This is a genomic window from Alcaligenes sp. WGS1538 (assembly GCF_043187505.1).
Classification (GTDB): domain Bacteria; phylum Pseudomonadota; class Gammaproteobacteria; order Burkholderiales; family Burkholderiaceae_B; genus Alcaligenes.
In genome coordinates this window covers 3,506,077-3,526,171 of record NZ_CP171109.1, presented here as the reverse complement: position 1 = coordinate 3,526,171, position 20,095 = coordinate 3,506,077, and the positions used below count along the sequence as shown (strand labels likewise).

Below are 20,095 nucleotides of genomic sequence, written 5' to 3'. Positions count from 1 at the left end.
ATGTTTACATGGGCGGTATCTGCGCCTGCCGCACCAGTTCCCGGTTGCGTTCCTGGGTGCGTATGATGGTGCGGGCAAAGGCATCGGGACTGTCGCCGATGGGGCTGGCGCCCAGTTGTTCAAGCCGGTTCTGGACGGCGGGTTCGGCCAGGGTCTGCACCACGGCCTGATGCAGCAGCGCCAGCTTGTCGTCCGGCAGGCCTATGGGCGCGACCAGTCCGAACCAGGACGCGTCGTTCACGGCCTCCAGGTCCAGTTCGGCGAAGGTGGGCACGTCCGGCAGGGAGGCGACCCGTTCGGGCGAGGCCACTGCCAGGGCATTGAGCTTGCCGCTCTGGATGTGGGGCAGGGCGGAGGGCAGGTTGTCGAACATCAACTGGACCTGGCCGGCCAGGGTGTCGGTCAGCGCCTGTCCCGAGCCTTTGTAGGGCACGTGCAGCAGGTCGGTGCCCGAGGCCGATTGAAAGAGCTCGCCCATCATGTGGGCCACCGAGCCATTGCCGGCGGAGGCATAGCTGAGCTTGCCCGGTTCCTTGCGCGCGCGCTCCAGCAGGGCGGGCATGTCCTTGATGCCCAGCTTGGGCGTGGCCACCATCACATTGGGCACGGCGGCCAGATTCGTGATGGGCTGGAAGTCCTTCAGGGCGTCGAAGGGCAGTTTCTTGTAGACCACGGGATTGATGCCATGTGTGCTGACGGTGGCCAGGCCCAGGGTGTAGCCGTCCGGCTTGGCGGCGGCCACCGCGGCGGTGCCGATGGAGCCGCCCGCGCCGGCGCGGTTCTCCACCACGACCGGCTGCCCCAGCTTGCCGCCCAGGTGCTGGGCGACCAGCCGCCCGATCAGGTCGGTGGTGCCGCCCGGCGCGAAGGGCACGATCAGGGTGATGGGTTTGTCGGGATAGGCGGCCAGGCCGGTCTGGGCGGCCAGGGCAAGCACGGTGCCGCCCAGACATCGGATCAGGAAAGATCGGATCAGGAAAGAGGTGATTCGCATGGCATCTCCGCGGGTTGGAAGGCGGCGGGCCGCCCGTGGTCGGAAAAAGCAGCGTGGTCAAGCCTGCGTCAGCCCTTAGTAATAACAGCAAACCGGGGGCCAGGGAAAGGCCGGTCAGTCCTGGGTGATGCGGTTCCTGGCTCCATGCTGGACGATTCTGGGGTCGGGCGCATCGGCCACGCGCCGCCAATGCAGCGAGTTGTCCGCGCCGTCCAGGGCGATGTCGGCCTGCGAGGCGACTTGCAGGTTCACGCGGTGCCCCGCGCCCTTGATGCGGGCCTGAACGGCGTCCGAAGGCTGGCGCAGCGTCAGCTCCAGCGTGTTGTCCTTGCCGAAGGCCTCCAGTTCCTGGGCCGTGCCGCCGCTGACGTGGTGGCGTACGCCGTGTACGGCCAGACGGTCGGCCTGGGTGAAGCTGACGGTGTTGTCGGCCCCCTCCACCCGGATCTCGGCGCAGTGCCCCTGTATGGTGGCCGTGTTGCGCTCGCCGGCGATCAGCAGGGCGTCGTTCTGGCAGGTGATGGTCTGCGTCTGGTCCGAGCCGTGAATCTGGATTTCCGAGGCCTGCGCGCCGGCCTGGGCGCAGGCGAGCAACGTCAGCCCGAACGCGATGTTCTTGTACATGGTTCTGTCCTTCGGGTCCCGGGGCAGGACCCTCGCGCCGGCCATTATGGCCGCAAGCCCCGGCAGCGGGTGTAGCGTTTTGCTACCGGGCCTGCGCGGTCTGTTCCTGGGCCGCCGTGGCGCGCAGAGCCTGCACCAGCGCCTGTACGCTGCGGCGCGGCACGCCGTTCTTCAGGGTGACGATGGTCAGGGCGCCCAGGAGCTGGCCCAGCTCAAAGGGCAGGATGCGCAGCAGGCCTTGTTCTTGCAAGGCCTGGGCCGTGGTGCGCGGCAGGATGGCCAGGCACTGCATTTCCTGCAGCAGCACCTGGTTGAAGGACAAGGACACGGAATCGATGACCCGGCCGGGCGTCTGCTGGATGTTCTTGATGAACAGGCTGTCGATCACGTGCCGGATCGGCGTGGACCTGGGCGGCAGCACCCACTGTTCGTCCGCCAGTTCCCGGGCGTCGATCTGCTTGCGGCCGGCGAAGGGATGCCGGCAGTTGGCCACCACCACAAAGGGTTCGGTGCTGATGATGTCCACGTTCAGGTCGTGGTGGGAGGAGCCTGTGCTCAGCCGGCCCACCACCAGGTCCAGCTTGCCGGCGCGCAGGGCGTCGATCAGCATGTGCGATTCGCCTTCCTGCACGGAAATGTGCAGGCCGGGGTGCAAGCGCAGCAGGCGCGCCACGCTGCGCGGCAGGATCTGGCTGGCCGAGGACTGCACCGATCCCACCAGTATGCTGCCGGCCAGGCCCTGGTCCAATTGCTGGATTTCGCTTTGCGCGGCAAGCAGGTCGTGGATCATGCGGCGAGCGTAGCGGATCATCAATTCCCCCTCCGGGTTGGGGCGCAGGCCGTGCTTGCCGCGCTCGAACAGGGGCAGGCCCAGCAGCCCTTCGATGTGCTTGAGCATGCGGCTGGCCGCCGGCTGGGTCATGTGCGTGTGTTCCGCCGCCAGGCGCAGGTTCCGCAGTTCGCCGATGGCGTCCAGCAGCACCAGGTGGCGCAGCTTGAAGCGGGCGACCTGGTGCCAGCGTTGGCGCGCCTGCTGCAGGGCCGGATCCAGGGGCTCAGACATATCAATTCCGGTATGGATAAGGGTTGAAATGTAAATAGTCAGTCAACAAATCAAATTCTAGACTGATCCTGCGCAATTCAATAACGAGCATTCAGGAGACAAGCATGGCGCACTATCGGGATCAGTTTTTTCCCAATACGGAAGAGCTGGGCAAAGACGAGATGCGGATCACCGCATTGGGCACCGGACGCCCCTTTCTGCGGCCGTCGCAGGCCAATGCCGGATGGCTGGTGGAGCTGGGCAACGGCGACAAGTTCCAGTTCGATTTCGGCTATGGCACGCAGACCAATTTCGGCGCGCTGGAGATTCCCTACCAGAAGATGACGGCGTATTTTGCGACCCATCTGCACACGGATCACGTGGGCGATTTCGCGCAGATCTGGATCGGCAGCTGGGCGGGCGGCCGCACCCGCCCGCTGGAGGTCTACGGGCCGTCGGGGCCGATCGAAAAATATGGCATGAAGCACTTCGTGACCAAGCAGATGGAGTCCTACGCCTGGGACACCGACACGCGGGTGGGCCTGCTGCCGGCCGTGGGGGCGGAGGTGAACGTACACGAATTCGATTATTCCAGGGCGCACGTGGTCTATGACCGTAACGGCGTCAAGGTCACGAGCTTTCCGGCCGTGCACATCTACGATGGGGCGGTCAGCCTGCGCCTGGACTGGAACGGCCTGTCCTTCGTGTATTCGGGCGACACCACGCCCAGCTACTTCTTCGTGGAGAACGCGTGCAATGCGGACGTGGTGGTGCACGAGACTTTCAACACCCGCCAGCAGTTGATGGAGCGTTCCGGCTATGACGAGCGCACGGCCATCGGCGTGGGCAGCATGGCGCATTCGGATCCGGTGGAGGCGGGCAAGGTGTTCGCGCTGTGCGAGCCGCGTCTTGCGGTGGCCTATCATTTCTTCAATGATTTCGACACCGCGCCCGAGATGGAGCAGGCCATACGCACGCACTACAAGGGACCGCTGGCGCTGGCCAAGGACATGATGGTCTTCAATGTCACGCGGGAACGGATCGTGACGCGCATGGCGGTGACCAGCGCCGACGTCTGGCCCAACAAGGAGCATCACGAAGACTTCAAGAAAGCGCCTCGCAAGGAGCGCATGAAGATGTCGCCCTGGTTGGCCGAAAAGCAGATCTTCCCCAAGTTCTAGGAACCGTCATGACCAACACCCTCGTAGCGCTGCACCGTGCGGGCCGCCGGTGTGGTGTCGTCTTGCGCCGTCTTGCCCTGGCAGGCGGCATGGCCGTGTCCTGTACGGCGGCGCTGGCTGCCGACGCCTATCCAAGCCAGCCGGTGCGCATCGTGGTGCCCTACGGCGGGGGCGGCATTGCCGACCTGGTGCCCCGCCTGCTGGGCAATCAGTTGCAGCGCAATCTGGGACAGCCGTTCATCATCGAGTCCAAGCCGGGTGCGGGCGGGTTGATCGGCGCGGACCATGTGCTGCGCCAGCCCGCCGATGGCTATTCCGTGCTGTCGGCCGCCACCAACAACCTGGTGATCAATCAGTTCCTGTTCCCGGACCAGAAGCTCGATCCTCTGGCGCAGTTCGTGCCGGTTGCCAAAGTGGTGTCCGTCCCTTTGCTGATCGTGGTCAACGCCCAGCTGTCCATACGCTCGGTGGACGAGCTGGTGGCCTACCTGAACGTACAGAAGGGCAATGCCAATTATGGGTCGCCCAGCGCGGGCACCGTGCCGCATCTGGCCGGGGCGCTGTTCCTGCAGGCCGGCGGAGCCAAGGCCGTGCATGTGCCGTACCGGGGCGGAGGCGCCCTGGCCACGGCGCTGGGTGCGGGAGAGGTGCAGTTCGCCGTCATCGGCTATTCCTCGGTCCAGGCCTTGCTGCAATCGGGGCGTGTCCGGGCCCTGGCCGTGGTGGCGCCCCAGCGTCTGGCCATGCTGCCAAACGTGCCTACAGTGCAGGAGGCGGGGTGGGGCAAGCTGCTGCAGGCCATACCCGACAACTGGTGGATGCTGGTGGCGCGCAAGGACACCCCGCCCGAGCGCATCGCCGCCTTGTCCGCGGCGGTGCAGGCGGCCCTGAAGGAGCCGGAGCTGGTACGCCTGTATGAAGACGCCGGCCTGCAGGTCAATGCGCAGGTCGGGCCCGGCCTGCAGCAGGAGTTGCTGGCCGAGGCCCGGGCCTGGCAGGAACGGCTCAAGGGGCTGGAGTTGAATATGTAGATCGGAAGCTGCCAGGTCCTCAGTTCCGCGCGGCCGTCTCCTGCAGGCACTGCACTCCCGTCACGGCGATGACGTTGTAGATGTCCTGCGTGGAACAGCCGCGCGACAGGTCGTTGGCGGGCTTGCTCAGGCCTTGCAGCAAGGGGCCGATGGCGATGGCGCCGCCCAGACGCTCGGCCATCTTGTAGCCGATGTTGCCCGCTTCCAGGTTGGGGAAGATCAGCACGTTGGCCTTGCCGGCCACGGCCGAGCCGGGCAGCTTGCGGGCGGCCACTTCTTCGATCAGGGCGGCGTCCAACTGCACGTCCTCGTCAATGGCCAGGTCGGGGCGGCGCGCCTTGATCTGGCGCGCGGCCTGCACGACCTTGCTGACCCGTTCGTGCTGGGCGCTGCCGGCCGTGGAAAAGCTCAGCATGGCCACGCGCGGGGTTTCGTTCAACAGAAGCTGCGCGCTGTCGGCCGCGGCCAGGGCGATGTCGCACAGCTGCTCGGCATCCGGATCGATCACCAGACCGCAATCGCTGAAGATCAGTCCGCCCTTGCGCGGATGATCCTGCTTGCACAGCATCATGATGAAGAAGCTGGACACCAGCCTGGCGTGAGGCGCCTTGCCGATCAGTTGAAGGGCGGTGCGCACCACGTCGGCGGTGCTGTGCACGGCGCCCGCCACCGAGCCGTCGGCCAGTCCGGCATGCACCATCATGTTGGCGTAGCACAGCGGCTCGTCCAGCCAGCGCTGCGCCTGTTCGTCCGTCAGCCCCTTGTCCTTGCGGCGTTCCAGCAGGGCCGCCAGCAGGGCGGGCCGATTGGGCGAATTGCAGGGGTCTTCGATCCGGACATCCCCCGGATCCAGGCCGAGTTCAACGAAGCGGGCGGCGATGCGCCGGGGATCGCCCACCAGCGTGATGTGGGCGACGGCATCCCGGCTGGCCTGGCAAGCCGCTCGCAGGATGCGTTCGTCGTCGGCTTCGCACAGTACGATGCGGCGGGGCCGGGCCTGGGCGGCGGCGATCAGATGTTCGATGAGCTTCATGCCCTGTCTCCGTGGTATTCGTGTTTATGGAACTTTTTGTTTTGTTTTTCGAGATATATGGCAAAATCTAGCGGTAAAAGCCGAGACAGTCAATGATCGGTTCCATTTACTGGTATAGAATTTTGTGAAAATTGCCCCGATACGAGAGCTTCTTTATGTCCGAGATCCAAACCGACGTCGCTGAAGGCGCGCGCCTGAGCGGCGATACGCCCACCATGCGCCTGTTCGCGTTGCTGGAAGTCATGGCGGGCCAGGACCGGCGCTACACATTGCAGGACCTGGTGGAGCTGACCGGCCTGCCCAAGCCCACTGTGCACCGCATGCTGCAGCAGCTGGAAGGCAGCGGGCTGCTGCTGCGTGAAAGCGATGGCCGGCATTACGGGATCGGTTCGCGCCTGCGCCGCCTGGCGGAAAACCTGCTGCTGCACGATGCCAAGCACGGCGCGCGCCATGCCGTGCTGCGCCATCTGGTGGACGAGCTGGGCGAGACCTGCAATCTGACGGCCCTGTCGGGCACGGACGTGCTGTACCTGGACCGCGTGGAAACCGCCGCGCCGTTGCGCTTCTATCTGTATCCGGGTTCGCGCGTGCCGGTGCACTGTTCGGCCAGCGGCAAGGTGCTGCTGGCGCAGCTCAGCGCCGCCCAGCGCAAGCGCCTGCTGTCGCACACGCCCATGGAGCGCTACACGCCCAACACGCTGACTTCGGTCGAGGACTACGAAAAGGACATCGCCCAGGTCAAGCTCAACGGCTATGCCTTCGACAACGAAGAGTTCCTGTCCGGCCTGTTCTGCGTGGCGGTGCTGGTGCCGCGCAAGGACGGCAAGTCCAACATGGCCGTGGCCACCCAGGCGCCCATCATGCGCATGACGCCGGAAAAGGCCTTGCAGTGCCTGCCCGCCCTGCAGCGGGCCGCCGCCGCCCTGGCGCGCATCGAAGAAGACTTCTGATCTCGCGCGGCCCTTGCCGGGGGGCATGGGGCCGCCCGGCCCCGGTCCGTACCGCCTAGCGGAGCAGGCGGCGGGGCGCCAGGCTGGAGATGAAATCATCCAGGAATTGCTGGTCCAGCCCTTTCTCCATGTGGGCGATCAAGGTGTGCCGGTACAGCGCGCCCAGATCCAGCCCCAATCCTATGCCCGTGATTTCCACACCCTGGCGCTCGTAGGCGCGCATCACCTGCAGCAGATGCTGGTCCAGGTAGTCCGGGCCGTTGGCCAGCACCGTGGCGCTGTCCATGGGGCTGGCGTCCGAGATGACATACACCAGGCGGCGCCGCGCCGTCAGCGCCAGGCTGCGCTGGCAGGCCCAGGCCAGCGCCTCTCCGTCCACGCCTTCGCGGTACAGGTCCTGCTTGAGCAGTGCGGCGATGGCCGGACGCGATTGCCGCCAGGTGGATGCTGCGCTTTTAAAAATGCGATGGCTGATCTCGTTCATCCGGCCGGGCTGGGCGGGCTTGCCGCGCGCCAGCCAGCGGCGGTAGGGCCGCCCGCCGTTCCAGGCCTGCGTGGAGAAGCCCAGCACTTCGGTCTGTGCGCCGCTGCGCTCCAGGGCGCGGGCCAGCACGTCCACCATGACGGCCAGAGTCTGCGCCTGATCCTTCATGGAGCCTGAGCAGTCCAGCAGAAAGGTGACCGCGCACTGATTGCGCAAGGGCTCGTCCACCTGCTTGAACAGGCGGCGCTCCTGGGGGGAGCTGATCAACTGGGCCAGCCGCCGGCCATCCACCAGCCCCTCGGTCTGGCCGTACTGCCATTGATCGCGCACGGGCTGGCGCAGCACTTTGCGCATGCGCGCCACCAGCCGCGGCAGCGGAATGGCATAGGCGGCGATGGCCTGGTCCAGTTGCTCGCGCAACTGGCGCAGCAGGGGCGCCCGCACCAGGCAGGCCATGTGCTCTTCCTTGTCGCCGCTGCGGTCGAACACGCGATAGCCGCCCTGGGCCGCTTCCCGCGCGGCGCGGTCCTGGTCGTGGCGCACGCCTCCGTAGCTGGGTTCGTCGCTGTCGGGCAGCAGCAGGGCGAAGGCTTGCAGTTCGGGCGCATCCCCGCCTTCCTGGCGCGGCCTGGACGGGCGCAGCCCCTGCACGGTCAGGCCTATGCGTCCGGCCAGCTCCAGGGCGGCCAGCCCGTAGCGGTCCTGGTCGGGGGCGCTGCGCTTCAGGGTCTGCAACAGCCCTCCCGTCATGGGGGCGATGCCCGCGCGCGTGGATTCGATCAGGTCTTCGGTTTCTTCCAGGACGGGCCAGCCGTTGAGCCGGCTCCACACCATCTGCGCCACCGTGTAGACCAGCAGCCCCAGTTCGCTGCGGGTGTGGCCGTGGTGGTGGTAGCCGGCCGACCAGCGTTCGAAGCGCGCCCGCAGGTTCCTGCGCACGCCCGGCCAGTGTCGTGCGGCCAGGGTCTCGGTGCGCAGCAGTTCCAGCCAGTCGAAGAACAGGCGGGCCACGGGCTCGTCGGGCAGGCGCGCGGCATGCAGGGCGCGGTCGGTATGCAGCAGGCGCAGGGCCAGGCTGTCCGCGACGCCGCGCAGGCTGTGCGCATCGTCCTGCGGATCGGGGCGCAGGTGGGGCGCCAGGCTGGCCAGGCGCAGCTCGCCTCGGTAAAGCGCCTGCTGGCGGTGGTGGACCAGCGGGTCGTCCGTCAGCGCGCGGGCCACGGCCGCGCCCAGCTCGTGGGCGCGGTGCAGGCGGCGCAGGAGCGTGGGATCCCTCATCCGGCGTGCTCCCCGGCCAGAGGTTCCAGGGCCAGCTCCCGGCCAAAACAGCGTTGATAGTATTCCGCGATCAGCGCGTGTTCGGACAGGTCGCACTTGTTCAGGAAGCTCAGCCGGAAGGCCAGTTCCAGGTCGTGGAAGATTTCTTCGTTCTGCGCCCAGGTGATGACGGTGCGCGGGGACATCAGCGCCGACAGGTCGCCGCAGGCGAAGCCATGGCGCGTCATGGCCGCCAGCGCCACCATGGCTTGCACCTGTTCGCGCCCGGCCGGCGTGTCCTTGCCCGGCACACGCGCCAGCACGATGTCCGTTTCCTGGTCCGGATGCAGGTAGTCCAGCCGCGCCACGATGTTCCAGCGGTCGAGCTGGGCGTGGTTGAGCAGCTGCGTGCCGTGATACAGGCCGCTGGTGTCGCCCAGGCCCAGCGTGTTGGCCGTGGCGAAGATGCGGAATTGCGGATGGGGGCGGATGACGCGGTTCTGGTCCATCAGGGTCAGGCCGCCGTCCTGTTCCAGCAGTTGCTGCACCACGAACAGGATGTCGGGGCGCCCGGCGTCGTACTCGTCCAGGATCAGCGCCATGGGGCGCTGCATGGCCCAGGGAATCAGGCCTTCCTGAAAGCCCGTGACCTGCAGGCCGTCCTGGATCTGGATGGTGTCCTTGCCCACCAGGTCCAGGCGGCTCAGGTGCCCGTCCAGGTTCACGCGCAGGCAGGGCCAGTTCAGGCGGGCGGCGACCTGTTCGATATGGGTGGATTTGCCGGTGCCGTGGCGGCCCTGCACCAGGACGCGGCGGTTGTGCGTGAAGCCGGCAAGGATCGCCCGGGTGACTTCCGGATTGAAGCGGTAGGCCTCATCGCGCGCGGGCACCTGGGCGGCGCCGGCCTGCAGGGCCAGGGCCTGGCCGTCCAGGGGCAGGCCGAAGGTGTCGCGGATGCCGACCATGCGGTCGGGCAATGTGGTGATGGTCATGGAACCCCCATTTCGTGCGGGCCGGCGGGCGGCGCGGCGTGATTGTGCGTACGTCGATATGCAAAAATAAAACAAAAATCGGTACATTGAATATCGATAATTGAGATTCTATGTTGACACTGGGCATTTGTCTCGATAAAGTTCATGAAAAATCTCGAAAAACAAGATTTTTGACTTTATGACCGGGCCGCTCCTGGCCCGTCGCGCAATGGAGACTGAAACATGAGCCAGGCCAATACGGACAATCGCAGCGTGGTCAGCGGACCAACCAAGATGACGCCTTCCGAGGCATTTGTGGAAACCATGGTGTCCTACGGGGTCACCGATATGTTCGGCATCATGGGCTCGGCCTTCATGGATGCCATGGACATTTTTGCTCCCGCCGGCATCCGCCTGATCCCCGTGGTGCACGAGCAGGGCGCCGCCCACATGGCCGACGGCTACGCCCGCGTATCGGGCCGCCACGGCATGGTGATCGGCCAGAACGGCCCCGGCATCAGCAACTGCGTGACGGGCATCGCCGCGGCCTACTGGGCGCACAGCCCCGTGGTCATCGTCACCCCTGAAACCGGCACCAATACGCAAGGCCTGGGCGGCTTCCAGGAATGCAACCAGCTGCCCATGTTCCAGGAGTTCACCAAGTACCAGGGGCATGTGACCAACCCCAATCGCATGGCCGAATTCACGGCGCGCTGCTTTGACCGCGCCGTCAGCGAAATGGGTCCCACCCAGCTGAACATCCCCCGCGACTATTTTTACGGCGAAATCACTTGCGAGATCCCCAAGCCCGCCCGTGTGGACCGCGGCCCCGGCGGCGCGCGCAGCCTGGACGAGGCGGCCGATCTGCTGGCCCAGGCCAAGTTCCCCGTCATCATCTCGGGCGGCGGCGTGGTCATGGCCGACGCCGTGGAAGAGTGCAAGGCCCTGGCCGAGCGCCTGGGCGCGCCGGTGGTCAACAGCTACCAGCACAACGATTCCTTCCCCGCCAGCCACCCCCTGTGGTGCGGCCCGCTGGGCTACCAGGGCTCCAAGGCCGGCATGAAGCTGATTTCCCAGGCCGACGTGGTGCTGGCGCTGGGCACCCGTCTGGGACCATTCGGCACCTTGCCCCAGCATGGCATGGACTACTGGCCCAAGAACGCCAAGATCATCCAGGTGGACGCCGACCAGAAGATGCTGGGCCTGGTCAAGAAGATCGCCGTGGGCATCTGCGGCGACGCCAAGGCGGTGGCCCAGGAACTGGCCGAGCGCTTGAATGGCCGCGATCTGGCTTGCGACGCCACCAAGGCCGAGCGCGCCGACAAGATCGCCTTGGAGAAGGCCGCCTGGGAGAAGGAGCTGGACGAATGGACCCACGAGACCGACCCCTACAGCCTGGACATGATCGCTGAAAACGCCAAGGAGAAGCCCTTCAGCGGCGGCGAATACCTGCATCCGCGCCAGGTGCTGCGCGAGCTGGAAAAGGCCATGCCCAAGGACGTGATGGTGTCCACGGACATCGGCAACATCAACTCGGTGGCGCACAGCTACCTGCGCTTCGAGCGTCCGCGCAGCTTCTTCGCGCCCATGAGCTTCGGCAACTGCGGCTACGCGCTGCCCACCATCATCGGCGCCAAGACGGCCGCGCCCGAGCGTCCCGCCATTGCCTACGCCGGCGACGGCGCCTGGGCCATGAGCATGATGGAGATCCTGACGGCCGTGCGTCATGACATCCCCGTGACGGCCGTGGTCTTCCACAACCGCCAGTGGGGCGCCGAGAAGAAGAACCAGGTCGAGTTCTACAACCGCCGTTTCGTGGCGGGCGAACTGGACAGCCCTTCTTTCGCCGGCATCGCCCAATCCATGGGCGCCGAAGGCATCGTGGTGGACAAGCTGGAGGACGTGGGCCCGGCCCTGAAGCGCGCGATCGACATGCAGATGAACGAAGGCAAGACCTGCGTCATCGAGATCATGTGCACCCGCGAGCTGGGCGACCCGTTCCGCCGCGACGCCCTGGCCAAGCCCGTGCGTCTGCTGGAGAAGTACAAGGACTACATCTGATCGTGTCCCTGGCCTGGCCGGCTCCGCCGGCCAGGCGCTTGATTCATCTGTAGGAGCAGGGCCATGAACGACCCATTGATCATTGCCGGCAAGTCGTACCAGTCGCGCCTGCTGGTAGGAACAGGCAAATACAAGGATTTCGAGCAGACCCGCGAGGCCATCGAGGTCAGCGGCGCGGAAATCGTCACGGTGGCCATCCGGCGCACCAATATCGGCCAGGATCCGGGCGAGCCCAGCCTGCTGGATTACGTGAGCCCCGAGCGCTACACCTACCTGCCCAACACGGCCGGCTGCTTCACCGCGGAAGACGCGGTGCGCACCCTGCGCCTGGCGCGCGAACTGCTGGACGGCCACCCGCTGGCCAAGCTGGAGATCTTCGGCGACGCGCAGAACCTGTATCCCAACATGCCCGAGACCCTGAAGGCGGCGCGCACGCTGGTGCAGGAGGGCTTCCAGGTCATGGTGTACTGTTCGGACGATCCCATCCAGGCGCGCATGCTGGAGGACATGGGCTGCGTGGCCATCATGCCGCTGGCTTCCATCATCGGTTCCGGGATGGGCATCCTCAATCCCTGGAACACGCGCCTGATCATAGACACCATTTCGGTTCCCGTCCTGCTGGACGCGGGCGTGGGCACGGCTTCGGACGCGGCCATCGCCATGGAGCTGGGCTGCGACGCGGTGCTGATGAATTCCGCCATTTCCTATGCCCAGGATCCGGTGCGCATGGCGCGCGCCATGCGGCGCGCGGTGCAGGCCGGGCGCGACGCCTACCTGGCCGGGCGCATGCCGCGCAAGGCCTACCAGGCCCAGGCGTCCTCTCCCATGACCGGCTTGATAACCCCGGCGACGACCTAGCTGTTTTCCCCTTGGCGGCGGAAACAGGATAGTGTGTCGGACTCACAAGAAAAACACATCCGTCCAGAGACGCTGTACATGGCAAGGAGGAGACATGAATTCACGATCCAGCGGCATCATGTGGCGCCAGCTGTTCCTGCGCGGCGCCGATTCGGGCCTGAGCCTGCAAGGCCAGATCCGGCAGATGATGGTTTCCCTGGTGCTGGACGGCCAGCTGCCCGAGGACCTGCCCATTCCGTCCAGCCGCGACATGGCCGCCATCCTGGGCGTGGCGCGCAACACGGTGGTGATCGCCTATCAGAACCTGGTGGACGAAGGCTATCTGGTCTCGCGCGAGCGCCGGGGCTATTTCGTCAATCCCATGATGCTGTCGGGTCATGTGCCCGTTCCCTTGCCGCCGGCCGCCGCCCCGCAGGGATTGGCGCCCGACTGGGAGAGGCGTTTTCGCTTCGCGCCCGCGCGCCAGCGCAACATCCGCAAGCGCGCCAACTGGCGCAGCTACCCCTACCCCTTCATCTACGGCCAGTTCGACGCCGACCTGTTTCCCATCTCCGCCTGGCGCGATTGCTGCCTGCGCACGCTGAGCGCGCTGGAAGTGGGCGAGTGGGCCCAGGACATGATCCTGCGCGACGATGATTCCCTGATCAAGCAGCTGCGCAGCCGCGTACTGCCGCGTCGGGGCGTGTGGGCGGGCGAGGACGAAGTGGTCATCACCGTGGGGGCGCAGCACGCCCTGTACCTGATCGCGGACCTGCTGCTGGGACCGGACACCCCGGTAGGCATCGAGGATCCCGGCTACCCCGATGCGCGCAATATCTTCGCCAGCCGCAGCAACAAGCTGGTGCTGCTGCCCGTGGACGAGGACGGCCTGATTCCGGGCGAGGCCCTGCGCGGTTGCGACTACGTGTATGTGACGCCCAGCTACCAGTGCCCGACCACCGTCAGCATGTCGCTGGAGCGGCGCCGGCAATTGCTGCAGATGGCCGATGAATTCGATTTCGTCATCATCGAGGACGACTACGAAAGCGAGTACCGCCTGGACGGCGAGCCCCTGCCGTCGCTCAAGAGCATGGACACCAGCGGGCGGGTGATCTACATCGGCAGCTTCTCCAAGCAGCTGGCCCCGGGCGTGCGCCTGGGCTATGTGGTGGGCTGCTCCGCCTTGATCGAGCAGCTGCGCGCCGTGCGGCGCCTGAACATACGCCATCCCACCGCCTACCTGCAGCGGGTCTTCGCCCTGTTCATGTCGCTGGGGCACCTGGATGCGCTGCTGCGCCGGCGGGCCGGCGTGCAGCAGGAAAGGGCGGTCATCCTGATGAGCGCGCTGGATCGGTATTTACCCGGCCTGCGCTATACGCCCATACGCGGCGGGGCCTCCTGCTGGGTGGAAGGGCCGGCCTGGCTGGACGCGGCCGCGCTGGCGGCGCGAGCCGAGGAGCTGGGCGTGCTGATCGAGTTGGGAGAGGTGTTTTTCGCCGACGATCAAGCCAATAAACGGTTTTTCCGCCTGGGATTCGCCTCCATCCCCATGTCGCACATCGAACCCGGCATCGCCCGTCTGGCGCAGGCGCTGCGGGACATTGCGCCCATGGCGGACAGGCCTGCTTCCAGGCCCGTTCTGCTGGACCAATAGATAGCATCCAGCTGGTGCTATGGGGCTTTGCGCGAATTGCGTATCTTGCTCAAAACATCTCTTCAAACGCTAGAGGTTGAAGGATGAACAAGATACACATGGAGGAAACAATGTCCCAACAAGAACAGCTTCTGCAACTGCTGAAGGATTTTGGAAAAGCCTGGAACGACCATGACCTGGATGCCTTGATGAGCATGGTCACCGAGGATTGCGAGTTCCACACCGTGGCCGGCCCCGGCGTGCTGGGCGCCAGCCACAAGGGCGCCCAGCAGGTGCGCGCCGCCTTCGAGCAGGCCTGGATCACCTTCCCCGATGCCGCCTGGCTGGACGGCGAGCATTTCGTGACGGGCGATCGCGGCGTGTCGGAAACCACGTTCCAGGGAACCGCGGCCGACGGCTCCCGCGTGCAGGCCCGCATGGTGGACGTATTCACCTTCCGCGACGGCAAGATCGCCGTCAAGAACGCCTTTCGCAAGCAACGCCCCGTATTGCCAGCCGGGAAATGAGCCATGGATCTTGCCGACAAAGAAGTGGCCCGGACCCTGAGCGCCGCCACGGCGCCCCGGGCGGCCTACGACCCCGCCTATGACCCCTTGCTGGATGCCACGCCCGGGCAGGGGCGCGACTACGCGCCCACGTACTGGATAGGAACGGCGGGCGAGCCGCCGGGCGATGACGGCCCGGTCACGAAGGACATGGATGCCGACGTGGTCATCATAGGCTCGGGCTTCACCGGGCTGACCACCGCCATCTTCCTGGCCCAGGAATACGGCATCAAGGCCACCGTCCTGGAGGCCAACCGCACGGCCTGGGGCTGCAGCACGCGCAACGGCGGCCAGGCGCAATGCGCTTCCGGACGCCTGAAGCGCTCGCAGTGGATCGCCCGCTGGGGCCTGGACACGGCGCTCAAGATGCACCGCGAATGCGTCGAGGGCATGGAGAACTTCAAGGAGCTGATCAAGGACATAGACTGCGATCCGCAGCCGGGCGGCCACTTGTATGTGGCGCACCGGGCCAAGGTCATGCCTGTACTGGAAAAAGAAGCCGCGCTGCTGCGCGAGACCTTCGGCTACAACGCACGCATCTTCGATGCGCAGACGGTACGCAATGAATGGGTGGACGATCACGAAGCCCAGGGCGCCATGCACGAGCCCGAGGGCATAGGCGTGCATGCCGCCAAGCTGGCCTTCGGCTACCTGAAGAAGGCCCGGGCGCTGGGCGTCAAGGTGCACCCGGCCAGCCCCGTGCAGGGCTGGGAAACCCGCAACGGCCAGCACTACCTGCGCACGCCCGGCGGCATCGTGCGGGCCCGCGCGGTCGGCGTGGCCACGGGCGGCTACACGGCCAACGCCCTGAACCCGGAATTCCGCAACCGCCTGTTCCCCATCCTGTCCAATTCCATGGTGACGCGGCCGCTGACCCAGGCCGAGATCGAGGCCTGCAATTTCCGCACGCACCAGGTGCTGACCGATACCCGCGTGCTGCGCAACTACTATCGGCTGCTGCCGGACAATCGCCTGCAGATCGGCAGCCGCAGCGCGATCACCGGCCGGGACGCGCCCCAGGCGCAATACCGCCGCAACCTGGAAGAGGCCATGGCGCGCAAGTTCCCCGCGCTCAAAGGCATCCAGATCGACTATTCCTGGTGGGGCTGGGTGGATGTCAGCCATGACATGATGCCGCGCATCGTCCAGCCCAACAAGGACGAGACCCTGTACTACGCCATGGGCTACGGCGGCAACGGGGTGATGTACTCGGCGCAGGCCGGCCGGCGCCTGGCCCAGCTGATCGCCGGCAAGGGCGGCGAGCTGGACCTGCCCATCTTCCAGTCCCGGCTGCCTTTCCCCAACGTGCGCGAGATGGTGACCTCGGAGGTGTTCGCCCCCTTCCGCCGTCTGGGCCAGCGATTCCTGTACCGCTGGTATTACTTGAAGGATGAAGTCTTGTAAGCAGTCATTCCCTGTTGTTGCGCCTCATACCATCAATAAATAAACCTCCCAAGAGGAGGACGGAGACAAGTATGAAATTTGTGCGAAAAATGATCCTGCCCGCGCTGCTGGCCGTGGGCGCCGCGATGGCCGTTCCGGCCGCCCACGCCGCCGCGTTCAAGGTGGCCATCGGGGACGCCGCCGGCGGCACCCAGTACGAGCTGGGCAAGGCCTTTGCCGAAAGCCTCAAGGCCAAGACCAACGGCCAGGCCACGGCGGACCTGTTCCCCAACAGCCAGTTGGGCGATGAGCAGGATACGGTCAACAACGCCGCCATGGGCCTGCTGGATTTTTCCATCCTGGCCATCAACAACATCACGCCCTTCTCGCCGTCCGTGGCGGTGCTGACGCTGCCCTACGTGATCCAGAGCCCGGAAGACGCCCGCCAGCTCACGCAGGGCGAGGTGGGCAAGCAATTGACCGAGAACACCATACGCGATGCGCAGGTGCGCATCATAGGCTGGTCGTATTCGGGCTTTCGCGTGCTGACCAACTCCAAGCGCCCGGTGTCCACCCTGGACGATCTGAAGGGCCTGGTGATCCGCGTGCCCAAGAACGAGCTGATGATCGCCACCTACAAGGCCTGGGGCATCAATCCCAGCCCGCTGGCCTGGTCCGAGACCTTCACCGCCCTGCAGCAGCGCGTGGTCGATGGCCAGGACAATCCCTACATCACCGTCTCGGCCATGAAGTTCAACGAGGTGCAGAAATACATCACCCCGATCCGCTATCTGTTCTCGCTGGAACCCCTGATCGTCAGCGAGCAGGTCTTCCAGTCGCAAAGCCCCGAGATGCAGAAGGCCATCCTGGCAGCCGGCCAGGAGGCGACGGAGCATAGCTTCAAGTACCTGCAGGACACGGAAGAGCGCATCAAGAAGGAGCTGGTGGCCGCGGGCATGGAGATCACCGAACCGGCCGACGGCGAGAAGGCCTGGATCGAGGCTGCGCAGACCAAGGTCTGGCCGCAGTTCTACGATGCGGTGGGCGGCAAGGAAAAGCTGGACGCCGTGCTGGCTTCGCTCAAGCGTTAAGACTGGACGCCCCGGCCCGCTGCGGCGGGCGGGGCGCCCCGGATCCCCCTTCACTGAAGATCGTTGCAGGAGGTCGCCATGAGTCTTAAGCGCGTCTTGATTCACCTGGTCAACCATATCGAAGAATACGTCTGCGGCCTGTTGCTGGCTGCGTTTGTCACCTTGTTGTTCGTGCAGATTCTGGTGCGCCAGTTTTTTGCCTACTCCATTCCCTGGGGCGAGGAAGTCGCCACCTATATGTTCGTCTGGTTCGCCTATCTGGGCGCCGTGGTGGCGGCCAAGATGCAGGCGCACAACCGGGTCACGTTCCAGTTCATGTTCTTTCCGCCCATCGTGAAAAAGGTGTCCGAGGCCCTGGCCGACCTGATCTGGGTGGCGTTCAACCTGTATTTCGCCTGGCTGGCCTATGACTTCGTGTTCAATCGCATGAACCTGTTCTGGAAGTCGCAGACCACGGGCATCCCCATGAAGTATTTCTTCATGATCCTGCCGGTCGCCTTTGTGCTGATGTCGCTGCGCATCCTGTGGAACAACTACCTGACCCTGTTCAAGTCGGTGCGGATCGTTGATCCCGAGCAGGCCGAGATCGAGGCCATCAAGCGCGCCGCGGCGCAGCAACAGCCGGCGGCCGGCCTGCAAGGAGGTCAATGATGGAACAGTCCGTCGTAGGCATCTTGTTCGGCAGCTTCCTCGTCCTGCTGCTGATCGGCGCGCCCATCACCGTGTCGCTGGCCGGCGCGGCCATGGCGGCCTTCCTCATCCTGGGCAAGAACCCCATTTCCTTCGTGCAGATCGCCTTCACGTCCGTGGGCAGCTTCCCGTTGATGGCCCTGCCGGCCTTCGTGCTGGCCGGCGCCTTGATGGAGGCGGCGGGCATATCGAAACGGCTGGTGGACATTGCCGAGAGCCTGGCCGGGCCCATTACCGGCGGCCTGGGCGTGGCCACCGTGCTGGCCTGCCTGTTCTTCGGCGCCATCTCGGGTTCGGGCCCCGCCACCACGGCCGCCGTGGGCATGCTGATGATCCCGGCCATGACGCGCCGCCAGTACGACCTGCGCTACGCCTCGGCCGTGACGGCTTCGGCGGGCGGCCTGGGCATCATCATTCCCCCGTCCATCCCCATGGTGATCTTCGGCATCTCGGCCCTGGGCATGGCCCCGCCGCCGGACGCCATCGCCAAGCACGGCGCCTTTGCATCGGTGTCCATCTCCAAGCTGTTCATCGCCGGGGTGATCCCGGGACTGGTCATGGCGGCCAGCCTGCTGATCCTGAACTACATCATTTCCCGCAAGCAGGGCTACAAGGGCCTGAGCGAAGGCTGGAGCCTGGGCGAGGTGGGACAGGCGCTGCGCCGCGGCGTGTGGTCCATCCTGGCGCCCGTGTTCATCCTGGGCGGGATCTACGCCGGCATCTTCACGCCCACCGAATCGGCCGTGGTCGCCATCTTCTACACCTTGTTCGTGGGCCTGTTCATCCATAGGGAGCTGACCTTCAAGTCCCTGTTCAATTCGCTGCGCACGACCACCTGGATCACCGGTCGCGTGCTGCTGATCCTGTTCGCGGCCACGGTGTTCGGCCGCCTGCTGGTCGAGCAGCGCATCCCCGCCACGATCGCCGATTCGCTGCTGGGCTGGACGGACAATCTGTACCTGATCTGGGTCATCCTGATCGTGTTCCTGCTGTTCGTGGGCATGTTCATGGAGACGCTGGCCGCCATCATGATCCTGGTGCCCGTGCTGCTGCCGGTCACCTACATGCTGGGCGTCGATCCCACGCACGTCGGTATCGTGGTGATCTGCGCATTGTCGGTGGGCTTCATCACGCCGCCGCTGGGCGAGAACCTGTTCGTGGCCTCGGGCATAGGCGGGGCCTCGGTCGAGTCCATCGTGGGCAAGGCGCTGCCGTTCATCTTCGCGCTGACCGTGGCCATCTTCATCATTGCTTTCGTGCCCGCCATTTCCCTGTGGCTGCCGACGAAAATGGGGTACTGACATCATGAGCACTGATTTTCGCAAGACCTGGCTGGCCGGCGCCGCGTTGTCGGCGGGCCTTGGGCTGGGCGGCGCGGCCTGGGGGCAGGAGGCGCCGCAGGCCGCGCCACAGGCCGCCGCGCCGGCCGGCATCGAGCAGCGCGTGCAGGACCTGCTGGCCCGCGCCGTGGAGCACGTGCGCAAGAACGGTCCGGCCGCCGTCAATGACTTCAATCGCGACGCCCGCTTCACCGACAAGGACCTGTACGTATACGCCTTGAGCCGCGACGGGATGATGCTGGCCAGCGGCGGCTGGTCGGCCACGCTGATCGGGCAGTCGGTGCTGGAGGAAACCGACGCGCGCAACCGGCCTTTCTTCAAGGAGATGCTGGAACAGGCGCAGCGCCAGCCGGCCGGTTCCCTGGAGTACTACTGGTTCAATCCGGCCGAAGGCCAGCCCGAAGTGAAGCTGGCCTACTACCAGGACGTGGACGGTGTCGTGGTGGCTACGGGCTACTTCCCCGCGCGCGCCACCGAGAACCAGGCCAAGGAGCTGCTGGACCAGGCCGTCAGCAGTTATTTCCAGGATCCGGAGCAGGCGCTGCGGCGCTTTGCCAACCGCCAGGGCCAGTTCACGCGGCGCGATCTGTACGTCTTCGTGCTGGACATCCCCAGCCGCACGGTGGTGCTGAACGGCGCCAACCGCCGTTTCGACGGCAAGCCCATCGCGGACTTCAAGGACCTGCACGGCAAGGCCTTCCTGGAGGACATGCTGGCGGACGTGGATCGCAACGTCATCCATGCCATCGACTACGACTGGATGAATCCGCAGACGCGCCGCGTCGAGCGCAAGCGCGCTTTCTACCAGCGCGTGGGCGATGCGCTCATCGGGGTGGGCAGCTATTATCCGGGGGGCGTGGCGCCCAAGCCGTGAATGGCCGCTAGAAAAAAATATTGATGCTGTTTGCTTTCTGTTTGTCGCGGGCG

Annotated in this window: 18 protein-coding genes; 12 read left to right on the top strand and 6 right to left on the bottom strand. The window is 65.6% G+C overall.

Translation table 11 applies throughout. The annotated features are described in order from the left end of the window. Nucleotides 1-4 precede the first annotated feature (4 nt). The 3 genes from ACF3ND_RS16430 to ACF3ND_RS16420 form a co-directional block, all read right to left on the bottom strand. Nucleotides 5-994, bottom strand: coding sequence for a Bug family tripartite tricarboxylate transporter substrate binding protein (locus ACF3ND_RS16430; protein WP_394062364.1), 990 nt, complete (start codon nucleotides 992-994; stop codon nucleotides 5-7). Nucleotides 995-1,108: 114 nt separating this feature from the next. Next, complete coding sequence (locus tag ACF3ND_RS16425) at nucleotides 1,109-1,618, bottom strand: DUF3060 domain-containing protein (RefSeq protein WP_394062362.1); 510 nt, start codon at nucleotides 1,616-1,618, stop codon at nucleotides 1,109-1,111. Nucleotides 1,619-1,700: 82 nt separating this feature from the next. Then, entirely contained in the window at nucleotides 1,701-2,681 is a 981-nt protein-coding gene (locus ACF3ND_RS16420; protein WP_394062360.1) for a LysR substrate-binding domain-containing protein, read from the bottom strand. A gap of 104 nt (nucleotides 2,682-2,785) precedes the next feature. On the opposite strand from ACF3ND_RS16420, the gene gntH reads away from it, so the two are divergent. Then, the gene (gntH, locus tag ACF3ND_RS16415; RefSeq protein WP_394062358.1) at nucleotides 2,786-3,841 is read left to right on the top strand and encodes a guanitoxin biosynthesis MBL fold metallo-hydrolase GntH; all 1,056 of its coding nucleotides are present in this window, start codon (nucleotides 2,786-2,788) and stop codon (nucleotides 3,839-3,841) included. A gap of 8 nt (nucleotides 3,842-3,849) precedes the next feature. Beyond that, nucleotides 3,850-4,872, top strand: a complete 1,023-nt coding sequence (locus ACF3ND_RS16410; protein ID WP_394062356.1) for a Bug family tripartite tricarboxylate transporter substrate binding protein — start codon at nucleotides 3,850-3,852, stop codon at nucleotides 4,870-4,872. Nucleotides 4,873-4,891: 19 nt separating this feature from the next. Here the strand turns inward: ACF3ND_RS16410 and pta are convergent, their stop codons facing one another. Beyond that, entirely contained in the window at nucleotides 4,892-5,905 is a 1,014-nt protein-coding gene (gene pta / locus ACF3ND_RS16405; RefSeq protein ID WP_394062354.1) for a phosphate acetyltransferase, read from the bottom strand. A 155-nt stretch (nucleotides 5,906-6,060) separates the two neighbouring features. On the opposite strand from pta, the gene ACF3ND_RS16400 reads away from it, so the two are divergent. Continuing rightward, on the top strand, nucleotides 6,061-6,855 hold the full coding sequence (locus ACF3ND_RS16400; protein WP_394062352.1) for an IclR family transcriptional regulator: 795 nt from the start codon (nucleotides 6,061-6,063) through the stop codon (nucleotides 6,853-6,855). A gap of 55 nt (nucleotides 6,856-6,910) precedes the next feature. Here ACF3ND_RS16400 and ACF3ND_RS16395 read toward each other — a convergent pair whose 3' ends face one another. Both ACF3ND_RS16395 and ACF3ND_RS16390 read right to left on the bottom strand, forming a co-directional pair. Further along, on the bottom strand, nucleotides 6,911-8,617 hold the full coding sequence (locus ACF3ND_RS16395) for a cobalt chelatase (protein WP_394062350.1): 1,707 nt from the start codon (nucleotides 8,615-8,617) through the stop codon (nucleotides 6,911-6,913). Further along, entirely contained in the window at nucleotides 8,614-9,588 is a 975-nt protein-coding gene (locus ACF3ND_RS16390; protein ID WP_394062348.1) for an AAA family ATPase, read from the bottom strand. The genes ACF3ND_RS16395 and ACF3ND_RS16390 overlap by 4 nt, the downstream gene beginning before the upstream one ends. A gap of 222 nt (nucleotides 9,589-9,810) precedes the next feature. Here ACF3ND_RS16390 and xsc point away from each other — a divergent pair, with 222 nt between their 5' ends. The 9 genes from xsc to ACF3ND_RS16345 all read left to right on the top strand — a co-directional run bounded on the left by xsc (nucleotide 9,811) and on the right by ACF3ND_RS16345 (nucleotide 20,042). Beyond that, a complete protein-coding gene (gene xsc, locus ACF3ND_RS16385) occupies nucleotides 9,811-11,628 on the top strand; it encodes a sulfoacetaldehyde acetyltransferase (protein ID WP_394062346.1) in 1,818 nt (605 codons plus the stop codon). Nucleotides 11,629-11,691: 63 nt separating this feature from the next. Next, nucleotides 11,692-12,486 carry a thiazole synthase gene (locus ACF3ND_RS16380; protein ID WP_394062344.1) on the top strand — a complete coding sequence of 265 codons (795 nt, stop codon included), beginning with the start codon at nucleotides 11,692-11,694 and terminating at the stop codon, nucleotides 12,484-12,486. A gap of 94 nt (nucleotides 12,487-12,580) precedes the next feature. Beyond that, nucleotides 12,581-14,119, top strand: coding sequence for a PLP-dependent aminotransferase family protein (locus ACF3ND_RS16375; RefSeq protein WP_394062342.1), 1,539 nt, complete (start codon nucleotides 12,581-12,583; stop codon nucleotides 14,117-14,119). 110 nt (nucleotides 14,120-14,229) lie between these two features. Further along, entirely contained in the window at nucleotides 14,230-14,625 is a 396-nt protein-coding gene (locus ACF3ND_RS16370; RefSeq protein WP_394062340.1) for a nuclear transport factor 2 family protein, read from the top strand. A 3-nt stretch (nucleotides 14,626-14,628) separates the two neighbouring features. Then, nucleotides 14,629-16,068: an NAD(P)/FAD-dependent oxidoreductase gene (locus ACF3ND_RS16365; RefSeq protein WP_394062338.1), complete on the top strand. Its 1,440-nt coding sequence runs from the start codon at nucleotides 14,629-14,631 to the stop codon at nucleotides 16,066-16,068. Between the two features lie 71 nt (nucleotides 16,069-16,139). Next, on the top strand, nucleotides 16,140-17,138 hold the full coding sequence (locus tag ACF3ND_RS16360) for a TRAP transporter substrate-binding protein (RefSeq protein WP_394062337.1): 999 nt from the start codon (nucleotides 16,140-16,142) through the stop codon (nucleotides 17,136-17,138). A 78-nt stretch (nucleotides 17,139-17,216) separates the two neighbouring features. Then, complete coding sequence (locus ACF3ND_RS16355) at nucleotides 17,217-17,789, top strand: TRAP transporter small permease (protein ID WP_394062335.1); 573 nt, start codon at nucleotides 17,217-17,219, stop codon at nucleotides 17,787-17,789. Further along, complete coding sequence (locus ACF3ND_RS16350; RefSeq protein ID WP_394062333.1) at nucleotides 17,786-19,129, top strand: TRAP transporter large permease; 1,344 nt, start codon at nucleotides 17,786-17,788, stop codon at nucleotides 19,127-19,129. The genes ACF3ND_RS16355 and ACF3ND_RS16350 overlap by 4 nt, the downstream gene beginning before the upstream one ends. 4 nt (nucleotides 19,130-19,133) lie before the next feature. Beyond that, a complete protein-coding gene (locus ACF3ND_RS16345) occupies nucleotides 19,134-20,042 on the top strand; it encodes a cache domain-containing protein (protein WP_394062331.1) in 909 nt (302 codons plus the stop codon). Nucleotides 20,043-20,095: the final 53 nt, after the last annotated feature.